The following is a 13,887-nucleotide window of genomic DNA, read 5'->3' on the forward strand; positions in this document are numbered from 1 at the left end:
TGATGTACGACCTTCTGGTGGTCGGCGCGGGCCCGTACGGTCTGTCGATCGCCTCCCACGCCGCGGCCGCCGGGCTGAACCTGCGCGTGTTCGGCCGGCCGATGGAGTCCTGGCGGGACCACATGCCCGGTGGCATGTTCCTGAAGTCGGAGCCGTGGGCGTCCAACCTGTCCGACCCGCAGGGGCGCTGGCGCCTGGACGCGTACTGCGCGGAGCGGGGGCTGACGGCGCGCCACGCGCAGCCGATCCCGGTGGAGGAGTACGCGCGGTACGGCCTGTGGTTCGCGCGCCACGCCGTACCGGCGGTGGACGAGCGCATGGTGACCCGGGTGGCGGCCGGCCCCGGCGGCTTCACGGCGGTCACCGGGGACGGTGAGGTGGTGTACGCGCGGACGGTGGCGCTGGCGGTCGGTGTGATGCCGTTCATCGAGGTGCCGCCCGCGCTGCGCGGACTGCACCCCTCCCTGGTGACGCACAGCAGCCACCACAGCGACCTCACCCCCTTCCGCGGCAAGGACGTCACGGTGATCGGCGGTGGCCAGGCTGCCCTGGAGACGGCGGCGCTCCTCGCCGAACAGGGCACCCGGGTACGGGTGCTGGCGCGCGCTGAGCGGCTGGAGTGGAACGACGTGCCGCCGCCCTGGGAGCGTCCCTGGTGGCAGTCGGTCCGCGCCCCGCACAGCGGCCTCGGACCGGGCTGGCGGAACTGGTTCTACTCCGAGCGTCCCGGCCTCTTCCGGAACCTGCCGCAGCAGACCCGGGCGCGCATCGCGGCCACGGCACTGGGGCCGGCGGGCGCGTGGTGGGTGCGGGACCGGGTGGAGCGCGCGGTGGAGCTGCTGCCGGGCCACGAGGTCACCGCGGCCTGTGCGGTGCCGGGCGGGGTACGACTGGACACGGTGAGCCGCGAGGGCGTCGCGCGCACCCTGGAGACCGAACACGTCGTCGCGGCCACGGGGTTCCGGCCGCGCTGCGAGCGGATGGGGATGCTCGCCGCCGAGTTGCGCGGGACGCTGGCGGTCCTGCCCGACGGTTCCCCGGCGACGGGGCGCGACTTCGAGTCCTCCCAGCCCGGCCTGTTCCTCGCGGGTCTGGTGACCGCCTCGGGCTTCGGCCCGGCCATGCGTTTCGTCCAGGGCGCGGCGTTCACGGCGACGACCCTCGTCCAGGGGGTGCGTCGCCGGCTCGGGGCGACCCCGACGCACGGCACGGTCCCCGTTCCGGGGACCGGCAAGCGAAGCGGGGCGCCGGCGCCCGTGAGCCACTGAGGAAGCGGCCCGCCCGCCTCCGGCCGCCGGGCGGGGCCGGAGACGGCCGGCCTGCCCCACGCAGCGGTGCGCCCCCGTACCGGCTCGGCCACCTCGTGGGGTGGCTCGCGTCGGTACGGGGGCGACGGGGGAAGGGGCGTGGGTGCCGGACGGGTCGAGTCCGGCACCCGGGAGCGGCTACCGGCGCGCGGCGCTGCGGCCGCGGCGGTACAGCACCGCCCCGCCCGTGAGCAGTGCGGCACCCGCGACCGAGGCGAACAGCATGCCCTCGCTGCCGGTCTCGGCCAGCTGGGGGGTGTCGCCGGGCACCTCGACGCCGACCGACGGCGGCGTGTCGACGACGCGCGTGGGAGGCGGGGTGGTGGGAGTGGTGGTGGTCGGAGGCGTGTCGCAGTCGTCGCAGGACGACGGAGGAGGAGGCGTCTCGTCCTCGGTGCCGTAGCCCGGCCCCTCGTCACCGCAGGAGTTGCCGTACGTGGGGTTGAGCGCCGCGACCACGTTGACGCCGTTGCCGCACACGTTCAACGGCAGGCTGACCGGCGCCTGAATGGTGTTCCCGGTCAGCACACCGTAGGAGTCCTGGCTGCTTCCCACCGCCTCGCTGCCACCGGTGGAGGAGGTGCCGTACGAGGACGACTGGTCCCCGTAGGCCGACGACTGGTCGCCGTACGACGACTGGTCCCCGTACGAGGTGTTGCCGCAGGAGTTGTCGTACGCCGGGTTGAGCGCCGCGACGGCGTTGACGCCGTTGCCGCACACGTTCACCGGCGCGCTGACCGGCGCCTGAATGGTGTTCCCGGTCAGCACACCGTAGGAGTCCTCGCTGGTTCCCACCGCCTGGCTGCCACCGGCGTGGGAGCCGGTGGACGAGGACGCGGAGGAGTGGCTGCCCTGCGAGGTGTTGCCGCAGGAGTTGTCGTGCGCGGGGTTGAGCGCCGCGACCGCGTTGACGGTGTTGCCGCAGAGGTTCAACGGCAGCTCGATCGGTGCCTGGATGTTGTTCCCGGCCAACACACCGGAAGAGTCCTCGGTGGCTCCCACCGCGATGGAGTCAGCGAGGGCGGGAGCGCTCGTCAGGGACAGAATGCCCGTGGCGGCGGCCGCCGCGAGCACTCCCCTGCTCAGGGTCTGTCGCAATGTGGTCATCTTCCTGCTTGAAGAACGGGGAAAGCCGGCCCAGGCGAGGGAACACCGCAGAACGTGAGGTGCCCGTCCGCCTTGCGTCGCTACGTGTTCGACCCTCGGCTCAGGGACGGGAATTCCTGCGGGAAAAGCCCGTGGACCGCGGACGGAGCAGGCGACGGTGCGAGCGCCGGGAAAGCGGCCGCCTCGACGGACCTTGCCTTCTTGAGCACCGCGCGTTCCTTTCTCGTGACGTCGCATGCCCTACTGCTTCATCAACCCGGCGGACGACGAACGGTTTCGCAGGTTCACCCGGTTGGCCCGCACTGCATCGGGAAAAGCGGGGAAGGCGCCGGCGCGGCAGGGCCGCTCAGGACACCACGTCCTTGCGGGCGAACCCCCTGAAGGCCAGCGCGAACAGCACGAGCGCGTACGTCACGGAAATCGCGGTGCCCTGCACCATGCCCGCCCACTCGGGACGCGGCTGGACGGCGTCCGCCCAGGCGAACTGCCAGTGCGCCGGCAGGAAGTCGCGCCAGTGTCCGAGGGCGGTCACGGCGTCCAGGACGTTGCCGACGATGGTCAGGCCGACCGCGCCGCCGACCGCGCCGAGCGGGGCGTCGGTCTTCGTGGACAGCCAGAACGCGAGGCCGGCGGTCACCAGCTGGGAGACGAAGATGTACGCCACGACCACCACCAGGCGTTGCGCCGCCGTTCCCGGGGCGAGCGAGCCGCCGGTGGGGATCGCCAGCGGCCCCCAGCCGTAGGCGACCGTGCCGACGGCGAGGGCCACCAGCGGCAGCAGCACCATCGCGGCGAGGCTCAGGCCGAGGCCGACGACGAGCTTGGAGGCGAGCAGCCGGGCGCGCGGCACCGGGGCGGCGAGCAGGTAGCGCAGGGAGGACCAGCCGGCCTCCGAGGCGACGGTGTCCCCGCAGAACAGGGCGACGGGGATGACGAGCAGGAAGCCCGCCGAGACGAACAGGCTCACGGCGGCGAAGTTGGCGCCGGACACGGTGGCCGTGTCCATCAGCGTGATCCGGTCACCGGGGCCGTCGGGCCCGCCGCCGATGGCGAAGGCGACGAGGAGGACGAACGGCAGGACGGCGAGGATCGCGCCCATCACCAGGGTGCGGCGCCGCTTGAGCTGGCGCACCAGCTCCACCCGCAGCGGCAGGGTGCGGCCCGGCCGGTAACCGGAGGCCGCGTCGACGGACCCGGCGTACCCGGGCCGGCCGGGCTGTCCGGGCTGTCCGGGCTGTCCGGGCTGCGGGTTGCGCTCGGTGAGCGTGCTCATGCCGAACCTCCGATCAGGGTGAGGAAGGCGTCCTCCAGGCGGCGGTGCGGGCCCACCGAGGACACCGGCACCTCGAGCCGCACCAGCTCCGCGACCAGGCGGGCCGCGGTGCCGTCGGCGTCGAGCCGGACCAGGAGCCCGTCGTCGGTGCGGACGGCCGAGACGACGCCCGGCAGCGCGGCGACCTTCTCGGCGAGGGGCTCCTCCACGGGCACGTCGGTGCCGACGAGGAGGGTGTCGCCGGAGCCGGTGATCTCGCCGACCGGGCCCGCCTGGACGAGCTGGCCGCGGTCCATGACCACCAGGTGGGTGCAGGACTGCTCGACCTCGGAGAGGAGGTGGCTGGAGACGATGACGGTGCGGCCCCCGGCGGCGTACCGGATCATCACCTCGCGCATCTCGCGGATCTGCGGCGGGTCGAGGCCGTTGGTCGGCTCGTCCAGGATGAGCAGATCGGGCAGGCCCAGCATGGCCTGGGCGAGGGCGAGCCGCTGGCGCATGCCCTGCGAGTAGGTGCGCACCGCGCGGGCCAGCGCGTCGCCGAGGTCGGCGATCTCCAGGGCCTCGTCCAGGTGGGCGTCCTCGGGCGGGCGGCCGGTCGCCCGCCAGTACAGCTCCAGGTTCTCCCGGCCGGACAGGTGCGGCAGGAAGCCCGCGCCCTCGACGAAGGCGCCGACCCGTGACAGCACCGGGGCGCCGGGCCGGACGGCGTGGCCGAAGACGCGGATCTCGCCGGCGTCCGGCGCGATCAGGCCCATCAGCATGCGCAGGGTGGTCGTCTTGCCGGCGCCGTTGGGGCCGAGCAGGCCGAGGACCTGGCCCTTGTCCACGCGCAGGGACAGCTCGCGCACCGCGTACCGGTCCGCCGATCCGGCGTACCGCTTGCTGAGTCCGGTGATCTGCAGGGGCACGTCGGCCAGCGCCGGGTCCGGGGCGGGGGTGGCGGTGCGGCGGCGTCCGGTGAGCAGCAGGGCCGCCGCGATCAGGACGCCCGCGAGCGGCAGCCACCACACCCACGAGGGCAGCGGGGCGGCGGCGGTCGTCACGCCGGGTGCCGTCGGCACCCGGAGGTCGCCCTTGAGGGAGACGGTGTACTCCGCGGGGGCCGCCGGGGAGGCGTAGCCGAGGTCGGTGGAGGCGAGGACCAGGCGGAGCCGGTGGCCCTTCTCGACCTCGTGGTCGATCGCCGGGAGGGTGATCGTCACGTCCTCGCCGGCCTTCGCGTCCCCGACGCGCACGGGCGTCACCAGTTGGGCGGGCAGCACCTGGCCGGTGCCGTCGGGGCCGACGTCGTACACCTTCCCGAACAGCACGGCGTCGTCGCGGGTGGAGCGGACGTGGACGGTCACCGTGGGCGATCCGGTGATGCGCAGGTCGTCCCGCACGGGGGCGGAGTCGAACCGGGCGTGCTGGCCGGGGAAGTCCAGCGACACGCCGACGCCGAGCGAGGAGAGCCGGGCCAGCCCGCCGGCGCCGCCGAGTCCGGGCAGGGCGGAGACGGCGGGCGGGTTGGCGCCCGCGGGGTTGTCGAAGCGCTGCTCGCGACCGCTGAGGGCGATGGTCCGCCGCCCGCTCTCCAGTCCCGGGTACCGGTCCGCGCTCGCGCCCCGCAGCAGGGCCTGGCCGTCGGTGGTGTCGACGCCGCCGGTGCGGGTGACCCGGAAGGCCGGGCCGGTGTCGGCGCCCTTGTCGCCCTTGAGGTACCGGTCGAACCACTCCTGTACGCGGCTTTGGACGCGGTCGGTCTCCATGTTCCCGCCGTCGTGCCCACCCGCGATCCAGTCGACGTGGACGGGGGCGCCGTTCGCGCGGATCGCCTTCGCCGCCGCGTCGGCCTGGCCGAGCGGGAAGAGGGAGTCGGTCTGGCCCTGCACCAGCAGGGTGGGCACCTTGACGCGGTCGCCCACGGCGGACGGCGAGCGGGCCTGGAGCAGCGAGCGGGCCTCGGGGTCCGGCTGCCCGGACTCGGCGACCCGGTCGTACATCCGGCACAGCCGGTCCTCGAACTTCGCGCAGCCGCCGCCGGAGTTGACGAAGATGCCGGCCCAGAGCTTCTTGAACACGCCGTTCGGGAACAGGGCGTCCGCGAGGTTCCAGTACGTGACCGCCGGGGCGATGGCGTCCACCCGGTCGTCGTACCCGGCGGCCAGCAGCGCGACCGCCCCGCCGTACGAGGCGCCGGCCACGCCCACGCGCGGGTCGCCCTTGTCGTCCAGCCGTACCTGCGGCTGCTCGGCCAGCCAGTCCAGCAGCCGCGAGACGTCGGCGACCTCGCCGTCCGGGTCGTTGAGTCCGATCTTCCCGGTGGACCTGCCGAAGCCGCGCGCCGACCAGGTGAGCACCGCGTACCCGTCCCGGGCCAGGCTCTCCGCCTGCTCGCGGACGTCGGTCTTGCTGCCCCCGAAGCCGTGCGCCAGCAGGACGGCAGGGCGGCGGCCCGCGGGGCCGGCCGTGAAGTACGAGGTGTCCAGGCGCACCCCGTCACCCACGGCCATCACCCGGTCGGCGCGGTGCACCGCGGGCGCGTCGTCGTCGGCGACGGCCGTCCACGTACCCGCGCCGGCGAGCACGAAGACCGCGGCAGCGGCGGCCACCGTCCGCCGCGGGCCCCGCAGCAGCCCTCGTACTCGGGACAGTCGAAGATCCATGCGCCCCACGGTACGGGCCGCCGGCGACAACCGGGGCAGCCCCGAGGCCGAACCTCCGCACCTCCCACGGAAGTACGGGGCCGGCCCCGCGTACCGCGGGTGCGGTAGGCCCGGTCGGGCCTGTCGGGCGGGCGCTACGGCCGGGCGGGCTCGCGGACGTCGTCGGGGACGGTCACCAGCCAGCGCGTGTCGCGGCGCGGGCGCAGGTACAGGGCCCAGTAGAGGGTGGCGACGGCGGTGATGCCGCTGGTCCACAGCAGGTGGACCGGCTCCTGCTGGGTCAGGATGTAGGCGAGGACCACGATCAGCACCAGGGGCACGACGGGCCACAGGGGCATGCGCCACGCGTGCGCGTGCCGGTGGGACCCGCGCCGGGCGAGCAGGGCGGCGATCGCGACGAGCAGGTACATACCGGTGACGGAGACGCCCGTGACGCCGTACAGGGTGTCCAGGTTGACGAAGCACAGCGCGGCTCCGGGCACGCCGACGGCGAGGGTGGCGACCCACGGCGAGCCGAACCGGCCGAGCTTGGCGAAGAGGTGGTTCACCGGCTCGGGCCACGCCTTGTCGCGGGCGGAGGCGAACAGCACGCGCGAGTTCTGGATGACCATCACGATGCCGGCGTTGATGATCGCGAGGGCCACGCAGAGGCTGACGAAGGTGCCGACGGCGGAGTTGGACCAGGCGGTGACCATGGAGCCGATGTCTCCGCCGGTCAGTTCGGTCAGGTCCGAGGCGCCGAGCGTGAGGGCGACGACCGGCACCAGGATGATCACCGTGGAGATGCCGAGCGTGGCCAGCACCGTGCGGGCGACGTTGCGGCGCGGGTTCTCCAGTTCCTCGGAGAGGTAGACGGCGGTGGAGAAGCCCTGGGTGACGAACAGGGCGATGGCGAGCCCGGAGACGACCAGCGCGGCCGTCACGGGGTCCGTGGCGCCGTCCGCGCCGGCCACCTCCATCGAGGCCAGGCTGCCGGGGCCGCGCTCGCCGTGGGCGAAGCCCAGCACCGCGACGAGGGCCGCGGCGATGACCTCCAGCACCAGGAAGACGCCGGTGATCCAGGCGTTGGCGCGCAGGTCGAGCAGGCCGGCGAGGGTGGCGAGCAGCATGACGCCGGCGCCCGCGAGGGACGGGTCGAGGTGGACGACCGGTTCGAGGTAGTCGGCCGTGCCCATCGCGATCACCGGCGGCACGATCACGACGACCAACAGGGACAGCACGAAGACCAGCCAGCCCGCCAGCCGCCCGGCCATGGTCGACACCATGGCGTACTCGCCGCCCGCGCTGGGGATGAGGGTGCCCAGCTCCGAGTAGCAGAACGCCACGGCGATACAGAGGAGGGAGCCGATGGCGATCGTCAGGGCGGTGGCGGTGCCGAGCGAGCCGAAGAGGTCGGGGACGACCACGAACAGCGTGGAGGCGGGGGTCACGCACGAGAGCGTCAGGAGGGTGCCGCCGACGACGCCGATGGAGCGCTTGAGCGTCCGGGTCTCCGCCCGGTCCGGCCGGCCCCGGTGGTCCGGGTGGTCCGGGTGGTCCGGGACGTCCGGGGGCGCTGCGGCGGCGGTCTCTGCAGGGCGGAGCGTGTCGGTCATCCAGCGGTTCCGATCGACTCGTGCGGTGTGGTTCGGGCGGGAGCGCTATCGCCTCCGGCGGCTTGGTCGTACGTGGTTCTCGTCCGCTCCCGACGCCAGATGGAATCCCGACGAAAACCACTGCGTCAATGGGTGTTTACCTACGGAATCCGTTGTGCGAAGTCGATGGAACACCTGGAACCGCATCAGAATCCTGCGGAGAGAAGACCCTTGAGGCGTACGGGAACCGTAGGGGCCGGAGGAAAAAACGTGCCGCCGTCCGGCCCGCGAGCGCTGTCGGTGGGGGCCGGTGGAGTCCTCGGCACAGGCGAATCACAGGAACACGGCAACGGGTGGGGACTCATGAAGCTGAAGTACACCGCGGCCTGGGTGGGGCTGGCGGCGGCGGCGATGATCACGGCGACCGCGTGCGGCTCGGACGGTGCCGAGACGGCGGCCGAGACCGCCGACAAGGCCGTGGACACGGCCACCGACAAGGCCGCGGGCAAGGCCGACGTGATCATGGCGGCGCTCTCGCGGGCCACCGACCGCACCGAGGAGCTGGGTTCCGCCGAGGTCCGGACGACGACCGAGCTGGGCACGGGCGAGCCCATCGCGATGGACGGCACGTACTCCTGGGGCGACGGCTACGCGCTCGACGTCGAGATGGACGCCGAGGCCGCGCAGATGCAGGAGCTCACGGACTCCGCGACGGTGCGCACCCTGTTCGTGGACGGCGCCTACTACTACGACATCGACCCGCAGCCCGCCGGCCCGCTCGAGGGCAAGGAGTGGATGAAGATCGACGGGTCGGCCGTGTTCGGCGAGTCGGGTGCCGCCGCGATGAGCGGGGGCGGCGGAGGCAGCCCGGCGGACTCCATGAAGGGCCTGAAGTACGCGAGCGACGTCGAGGACCTCGGCAAGGAGACCGTCAACGGCAAGCCCACGACCCACTACCGGGCCGTGCTCGACCAGAAGGACATGGGCAAGTTCAAGGAGGCGCTGAGCGGCGCCGACAGCCTGCTCAACTCGGCCGCCGGCAGCGGCTCGATCACCATGGACATCTGGGTGGGCGACAAGGACCTGCCGGTGCGCCTGAAGCAGGAGTTCGGGGCCATGACGGTCACCATGGACTTCGACAAGTTCGGTGCCACCAAGAAGATCGTGGCCCCGCCCGCCGAGCAGACCGGCGACCTCACCGAGGAAGTGAAGGACGCCGGAGCGCAGCAGGGCTGACCCCACGTACGGCGGTGCCCCCGCCCCACCCCGCGCGGTGGGACGGGGGCACCGTGCGTCCCGGTCTCAGTGGTTGCGCGGGAAGCCCAGGTCCACGCCCGCCGGGGCGTCGGCCGGGTCCGGCCAGCGGGTGGTGACGACCTTGCCGCGGGTGTAGAAGTGCGTGCCGTCGTTGCCGTAGATGTGGTGGTCGCCGAAGAGGGAGTCCTTCCAGCCGCCGAAGGAGTGGTAGCCCACGGGGACCGGGATCGGGACGTTCACGCCGACCATGCCGGCCTCGACCTCCAGCTGGAAGCGGCGGGCCGCGCCGCCGTCCCGGGTGAAGATCGCGGTGCCGTTGCCGAACGGCGAGGCGTTGATGAGGGCCACGCCCTCCTCGTAGGTCTCGGCGCGCAGCACGCACAGCACCGGGCCGAAGATCTCGTCCTGGTACGCCTTCGCCGTGGTCGGCACCCGGTCCAGCAGGGAGATGCCGATCCAGTGGCCGTCCTCGTGGCCGTCGACCGTGTACCCGGTGCCGTCCAGGACGACCTCGCAGCCCTCGGCCGCCGCTCCCGCGACGTAGGACGCCACCTTGTCGCGGTGCGCCCTGGTGATCAGCGGGCCCATCTCGGAGGCCGGGTCGTTGCCCGGGCCGATCTTGATCTTCTCGGCGCGCTCGCGGATCCTCTCGACCAGCGCGTCGCCGACGGCGCCGACCGCGACGACCGCGGAGATGGCCATGCAGCGCTCGCCGGCCGAGCCGTAGGCCGCGCTCACCGCCGCGTCGGCCGCCGCGTCGAGGTCGGCGTCCGGCAGCACGAGCATGTGGTTCTTGGCGCCGCCCAGCGCCTGCACGCGCTTGCCGTTGGCGGAGGCGGTGGTGTGGATGTAGCGGGCGATCGGGGTCGAGCCGACGAAGGAGACGGCCTTGACGTCCGGGTGCTCCAGGAGGCGGTCCACGGCCACCTTGTCGCCGTGGACGACGTTGAGGACACCGTCCGGCAGACCGGCCTCGGAGAACAGCTCGGCGAGCCTGACGGACGCCGAGGGGTCCTTCTCGCTCGGCTTGAGCACGAAGGTGTTGCCGCAGGCGATGGCGAGGGGGAACATCCACATCGGCACCATCGCCGGGAAGTTGAACGGCGTGATGCCGGCGACCACCCCGAGCGGCTGCCGGATCGAGGACACGTCGACACGGCTGGCGACCTGCGTCGACAGCTCGCCCTTGAGCTGCACGTTGATGCCACAGGCCAGGTCGACGATCTCCAGGCCGCGCGCGACCTCGCCGAGCGCGTCGGAGTGCACCTTGCCGTGCTCGGCGGTGATCAGCGCGGCGATCTCGTCGCGGTGCGCGTCCAGCAGCGCCCGGAACCTGAAGAGGACCGAGGTCCGCTGTGCCAGCGAGGACTGACCCCAGGTCAGGTAGGCCTCCTTGGCCGCGGCGACCGCGGCGTCCACCTCGTCGACGGAGGCGAAGGCGACCTTGGCGGTGACCGCACCGGTCGCCGGGTCGGTCACCGGCCCGTACGTGCCCGAGGTGCCTTCGGCGGGCTTGCCGCCGATCCAGTGGTTGACGATGTTCGTCATGACCGAGAACTCCTTCACAGATGGCGGCGACGGGTCGAGGCGTGCCGTTGGTGCTGCTCACGGGCCGTGACCGGCGACGCGGTGGTCGTGGTCGCGGCCACGGGGGCCATGGACGCCATGGGTGCCGTGGACGCCATGGGTGCCATGGGTCCATCCCAGCAGCCGGGCGCTTCGTACGGGCCCGACACTGTGTCTGCGGTTCGGGTGTCCGCATAGACATGTGGGGCAGTGTCGGCGGCCCGTCGGGAACCTCCGGCGCGGAGCCGAGGCGGGCGGGGAGTCGACGCTCGCACTTCGCTCCTGCCAGGGCGAAGCGGCCATCCCGCGCCGGAGGCGTTTCGTGGGGGGACCCGCGACGGCGGCAGCGGACCCGGCCCCTCGGCGATCGGGTCGTACGCCATCGCGTTCCCCTTCGTGCCCGTCGTTGGGTGTCCTGAGGTGTCCTGAGGTGTTCTTGGGTCTTCCCCCGGTTTCTAGCCCCGCGCGTGCGGCCTGTCAATGTTTTGTCCGGACATTCGGACGACGTGGTCCGGTCGGCTCCCCGCCCGCGCACCCGGGACGCCCCGCTGCACCGAAGTCAACGCGCCACGCCTGAACTCCGGCGTACGCCTTTGCGGCACTCGTGTCACAAAAGCTCTCTTCCTGTCACACGTGTCACGGGCACACGGGTCTTCCGTCACATCCGGGAACGGACCCTGACCGTCCCTCACTCGGTGTCGTTCACCCGGCAAGGCTTGGTGATCGTCAGCGCAGCACCCGGCTCCCCCCGGCGGCCGTCCCCGGTCGCCGCCGCGGTGCGCGCGGGGAGGTGCAACCAGTGACCGACCGAAGGCTCTGGTCCTACCAGGACATCGCGGCCCACATCCGGGTACGGCCGGACACCGTGCGGTCGTACCGCAAGCACGGGCTCCTCCCGCCGCCCGACCACGTGGAGGGCGGAAAGCCCTACTGGTACGCGGACACGATCCGCGCCTGGGTGGCGTCCCGCCCCCGCAACCGGAACCGGTAGGCCGGAAAACCGTTCCGTGCCCCACGGTCACGTGGGGCACAGTTCCGCCCATGGACTTCTCCGTCAAACCCGTCCTGACCGGTGACAGGACCGTGCTGCGACCGTTCACCGAGGCCGACGCCGAGCGCATGTGGGAGATCATCGGCGATCCCGAGATCCAGCGCTTCACCGGCTCGCCGGGACACGAGCTCACCCCGGAGCTGCTCCGCGCCTGGTACGGCTCCCGCAGCACGCAGCCCGACCGGCTCGACCTGGCCGTCACCGATCCGGCCGACGGCGAACTCCTCGGCGAGGTCGTGCTCTACGAGTGGGAGCCCGAGAGCCGTTCCTGCACCTTCCGCACGCTGATCGGCCCACGGGGGCGCGGCCGGGGTGTCGGCACCGAGGCGACCCGGCTGATCGTCGGATACGGCTTCGAGGAACTCGGCCTGCACCGCGTCCAGTTGGAAGCCTACGGCTACAACCACCGGGCCCTGCGGGTCTACGAGAAGGTCGGGTTCGTGCGGGAGGGAACGCGGCGTGAGGTGGAGTGGCGCGACGGCGTGTGGGTGGACGAGGTGCTGATGGCCGTCCTGGACCACCAGTGGGCCGTCCACCGCGGACGCCCCCGGACCGGGCACGCACACCCCGGCACCGGCGTCACGGCTCTATGACCGTCACCCCCGCGCCGGGCGCGGTCCCCATGGCGGCCAGGGCGGCCGGGACCGCGTCCAGCCCGAGGGTGGACGTCACCAGCAGGTCGGGCCGGAGCGCTCCGGTGCGGACCAGCTCCAGCATCGGCGGGTAGGTGTGCGCGGCCATCCCGTGACTGCCGAGCAGCTCGAGCTCCAGGGCGACGGCGCGGGCCATCGGCACCGGTGTGGCGCCGGTCGGTGAGGGCAGCAGGCCGACCTGCACGTGCCGGCCCCGGCGGCGCAGGCCGTTCACGGAGGCGGCGCAGGTGACGGGCGAGCCGAGGGCGTCCAGGGAGAGGTGGGCGCCGCCGCCGGTGAGGTCGCGGACCGCCGCCGCCGTGTCCGGCGTCCGGCCCGCGTCCACGCACTGGGCGGCGCCGAACGTCCGTGCCAGCTCCAGCGCCCGGGGGGACACGTCCACGGCGACGACCCGCGCGCCCGCGGCCGCGGCGATCATCACCGCCGACAGGCCGACGCCGCCGCAGCCGTGCACCGCGACCCACTCCCCCGCCGCGACCCGGCCCTGCTGCACCACGGCCCGGAAAGCCGTGGCGAACCGGCAGCCGAGCGAGGCGGCCGTCGCGTACGACATGTCCTCGGGTACGGCGACGAGGTTGACGTCGGCGTGGTCGAGCGCCACGTACTGGGCGAACGAGCCCCAGTGGGTGAAGCCGGGCTGGGTCTGCCGTTCGCACACCTGCTGGTCGCCCGCCGCGCACGCCCCACAGCTCCCGCAGGCGCAGACGAAGGGCACGGTCACCCGGTCGTCGGGCCGCCATCCGGCCACCCGGTCGCCGACCGCCTCGACGACACCGGCGAGTTCGTGACCGGGGACGTGCGGCAGCGTGATGTCCGGGTCGTGGCCCCGCCATCCGTGCCAGTCGCTGCGGCACAGCCCGGTGGCCTCGACACGGACCACGACGCCGTGCGGGGCGGGCCTCGGATCGGCCACCTCCCGCACCTCGGCAGGCTCCCCGAACCGCTCGAACACGACCGCGCGCATCCGCCGACCTCACTTCCGTACCCGGCAATCCCATGTCTCACGGAAGGCTAAGCGGCTTCCATACCCCCTAGGGGTACAGTGGAGTATGTGGTCCACGCTGGATCACGGGTACTCACGGGTGCCCGCCCCCTGCACGCCCAGGCGAGGAGTAACGACATGACCGCCCAGACCGACACCCAGGGCTCCGTCACCACCGTCTACAAGGTGAAGGGTATGAGCTGCGGACACTGCGAGGGCGCCGTCTCCGGCGAGATCTCCGAGATCGCGGGCGTCGGCTCGGTGCAGGCCGTCGCCTCGACCGGCGAGGTCACCGTCGTCTCCGCGGCGCCCCTCGACGACGAGGCCGTACGCGCCGCCGTGGACGAGGCGGGCTTCGAGCTCGTCGGCAGGGCCTGAGCCACCGCGCCCCGGCAGCACCCACCCCTCCGACCGGGCCGCGCCGACCGGCGCGCACCAGCCGCGCACGGCGGGCCCGGCCGGCCGTCTG

At 73.0% G+C, this 13,887-nt stretch carries 12 protein-coding genes; 5 read left to right on the forward strand and 7 right to left on the reverse strand.

Annotated features, from left to right (window positions below):
• Positions 1-2 precede the first annotated feature (2 nt).
• Positions 3-1,268: an NAD(P)-binding domain-containing protein gene (locus RM812_RS21800; RefSeq protein ID WP_311574952.1), complete on the forward strand. Its 1,266-nt coding sequence runs from the start codon at positions 3-5 to the stop codon at positions 1,266-1,268.
• A gap of 177 nt (positions 1,269-1,445) precedes the next feature.
• On the opposite strand, the gene RM812_RS21805 is transcribed toward RM812_RS21800, so the two are convergent.
• The 4 genes from RM812_RS21805 to RM812_RS21820 form a co-directional block, all read right to left on the reverse strand.
• Complete coding sequence (locus RM812_RS21805) at positions 1,446-2,414, reverse strand: chaplin family protein (protein ID WP_311574901.1); 969 nt, start codon at positions 2,412-2,414, stop codon at positions 1,446-1,448.
• 346 nt (positions 2,415-2,760) lie between these two features.
• The gene (locus RM812_RS21810) at positions 2,761-3,687 is read right to left on the reverse strand and encodes an ABC transporter permease (RefSeq protein ID WP_311574902.1); all 927 of its coding nucleotides are present in this window, start codon (positions 3,685-3,687) and stop codon (positions 2,761-2,763) included.
• On the reverse strand, positions 3,684-6,335 hold the full coding sequence (locus RM812_RS21815; protein WP_311574903.1) for an alpha/beta fold hydrolase: 2,652 nt from the start codon (positions 6,333-6,335) through the stop codon (positions 3,684-3,686). The genes RM812_RS21810 and RM812_RS21815 overlap by 4 nt, the downstream gene beginning before the upstream one ends.
• A gap of 134 nt (positions 6,336-6,469) precedes the next feature.
• Positions 6,470-7,930, reverse strand: a complete 1,461-nt coding sequence (locus RM812_RS21820) for an APC family permease (RefSeq protein ID WP_311574904.1) — start codon at positions 7,928-7,930, stop codon at positions 6,470-6,472.
• Positions 7,931-8,272: 342 nt separating this feature from the next.
• Here RM812_RS21820 and RM812_RS21825 point away from each other — a divergent pair, with 342 nt between their 5' ends.
• Positions 8,273-9,145 (forward strand): hypothetical protein, encoded by an 873-nt coding sequence (locus RM812_RS21825; protein ID WP_311574905.1) that lies wholly within the window; start codon positions 8,273-8,275, stop codon positions 9,143-9,145.
• Positions 9,146-9,211: 66 nt separating this feature from the next.
• Here RM812_RS21825 and mmsA read toward each other — a convergent pair whose 3' ends face one another.
• Entirely contained in the window at positions 9,212-10,714 is a 1,503-nt protein-coding gene (gene mmsA / locus RM812_RS21830; protein ID WP_311574906.1) for a CoA-acylating methylmalonate-semialdehyde dehydrogenase, read from the reverse strand.
• A 14-nt stretch (positions 10,715-10,728) separates the two neighbouring features.
• Positions 10,729-10,860 carry a hypothetical protein gene (locus tag RM812_RS21835; RefSeq protein WP_311574907.1) on the reverse strand — a complete coding sequence of 44 codons (132 nt, stop codon included), beginning with the start codon at positions 10,858-10,860 and terminating at the stop codon, positions 10,729-10,731.
• A gap of 671 nt (positions 10,861-11,531) precedes the next feature.
• On the opposite strand from RM812_RS21835, the gene RM812_RS21840 reads away from it, so the two are divergent.
• Together RM812_RS21840 and RM812_RS21845 are read left to right on the forward strand one after the other, a co-directional pair.
• Positions 11,532-11,723, forward strand: a complete 192-nt coding sequence (locus tag RM812_RS21840; protein ID WP_311574908.1) for a helix-turn-helix transcriptional regulator — start codon at positions 11,532-11,534, stop codon at positions 11,721-11,723.
• A 50-nt stretch (positions 11,724-11,773) separates the two neighbouring features.
• Entirely contained in the window at positions 11,774-12,376 is a 603-nt protein-coding gene (locus RM812_RS21845) for a GNAT family N-acetyltransferase (protein WP_311574909.1), read from the forward strand.
• Here the strand turns inward: RM812_RS21845 and RM812_RS21850 are convergent.
• Positions 12,363-13,400, reverse strand: a complete 1,038-nt coding sequence (locus RM812_RS21850) for a zinc-dependent alcohol dehydrogenase family protein (RefSeq protein ID WP_311574910.1) — start codon at positions 13,398-13,400, stop codon at positions 12,363-12,365. The two genes, RM812_RS21845 and RM812_RS21850, sit on opposite strands and share 14 nt — an antisense overlap.
• A gap of 156 nt (positions 13,401-13,556) precedes the next feature.
• On the opposite strand from RM812_RS21850, the gene RM812_RS21855 reads away from it, so the two are divergent.
• Positions 13,557-13,796, forward strand: a complete 240-nt coding sequence (locus RM812_RS21855) for a heavy-metal-associated domain-containing protein (RefSeq protein ID WP_311574911.1) — start codon at positions 13,557-13,559, stop codon at positions 13,794-13,796.
• The last annotated feature ends 91 nt before the right edge of the window (positions 13,797-13,887 follow it).

The organism is Streptomyces lancefieldiae (assembly GCF_031845825.1).
In the GTDB taxonomy this organism is placed as follows: Bacteria; Actinomycetota; Actinomycetes; order Streptomycetales; family Streptomycetaceae; genus Streptomyces; species Streptomyces lancefieldiae.

Bases quoted from the DNA above. Each gene is read 5' to 3' on its own strand.
- RM812_RS21845 (WP_311574909.1), top strand. From the start codon at position 11,774: ATGGACTTCTCCGTCAAACCCGTCCTGACCGGTGACAGGACCGTGCTG.
- RM812_RS21815 (WP_311574903.1), bottom strand. From the start codon at position 6,335: ATGGATCTTCGACTGTCCCGAGTACGAGGGCTGCTGCGGGGCCCGCGG.
- RM812_RS21805 (WP_311574901.1), bottom strand. From the start codon at position 2,414: ATGACCACATTGCGACAGACCCTGAGCAGGGGAGTGCTCGCGGCGGCC.
- RM812_RS21850 (WP_311574910.1), bottom strand. From the start codon at position 13,400: ATGCGCGCGGTCGTGTTCGAGCGGTTCGGGGAGCCTGCCGAGGTGCGG.
- RM812_RS21825 (WP_311574905.1), top strand. From the start codon at position 8,273: ATGAAGCTGAAGTACACCGCGGCCTGGGTGGGGCTGGCGGCGGCGGCG.
- RM812_RS21835 (WP_311574907.1), bottom strand. From the start codon at position 10,860: ATGGCACCCATGGCGTCCACGGCACCCATGGCGTCCATGGCCCCCGTG.
- mmsA (WP_311574906.1), bottom strand. From the start codon at position 10,714: ATGACGAACATCGTCAACCACTGGATCGGCGGCAAGCCCGCCGAAGGC.
- RM812_RS21810 (WP_311574902.1), bottom strand. From the start codon at position 3,687: ATGAGCACGCTCACCGAGCGCAACCCGCAGCCCGGACAGCCCGGACAG.
- RM812_RS21820 (WP_311574904.1), bottom strand. From the start codon at position 7,930: ATGACCGACACGCTCCGCCCTGCAGAGACCGCCGCCGCAGCGCCCCCG.
- RM812_RS21800 (WP_311574952.1), top strand. From the start codon at position 3: ATGTACGACCTTCTGGTGGTCGGCGCGGGCCCGTACGGTCTGTCGATC.
- RM812_RS21855 (WP_311574911.1), top strand. From the start codon at position 13,557: ATGACCGCCCAGACCGACACCCAGGGCTCCGTCACCACCGTCTACAAG.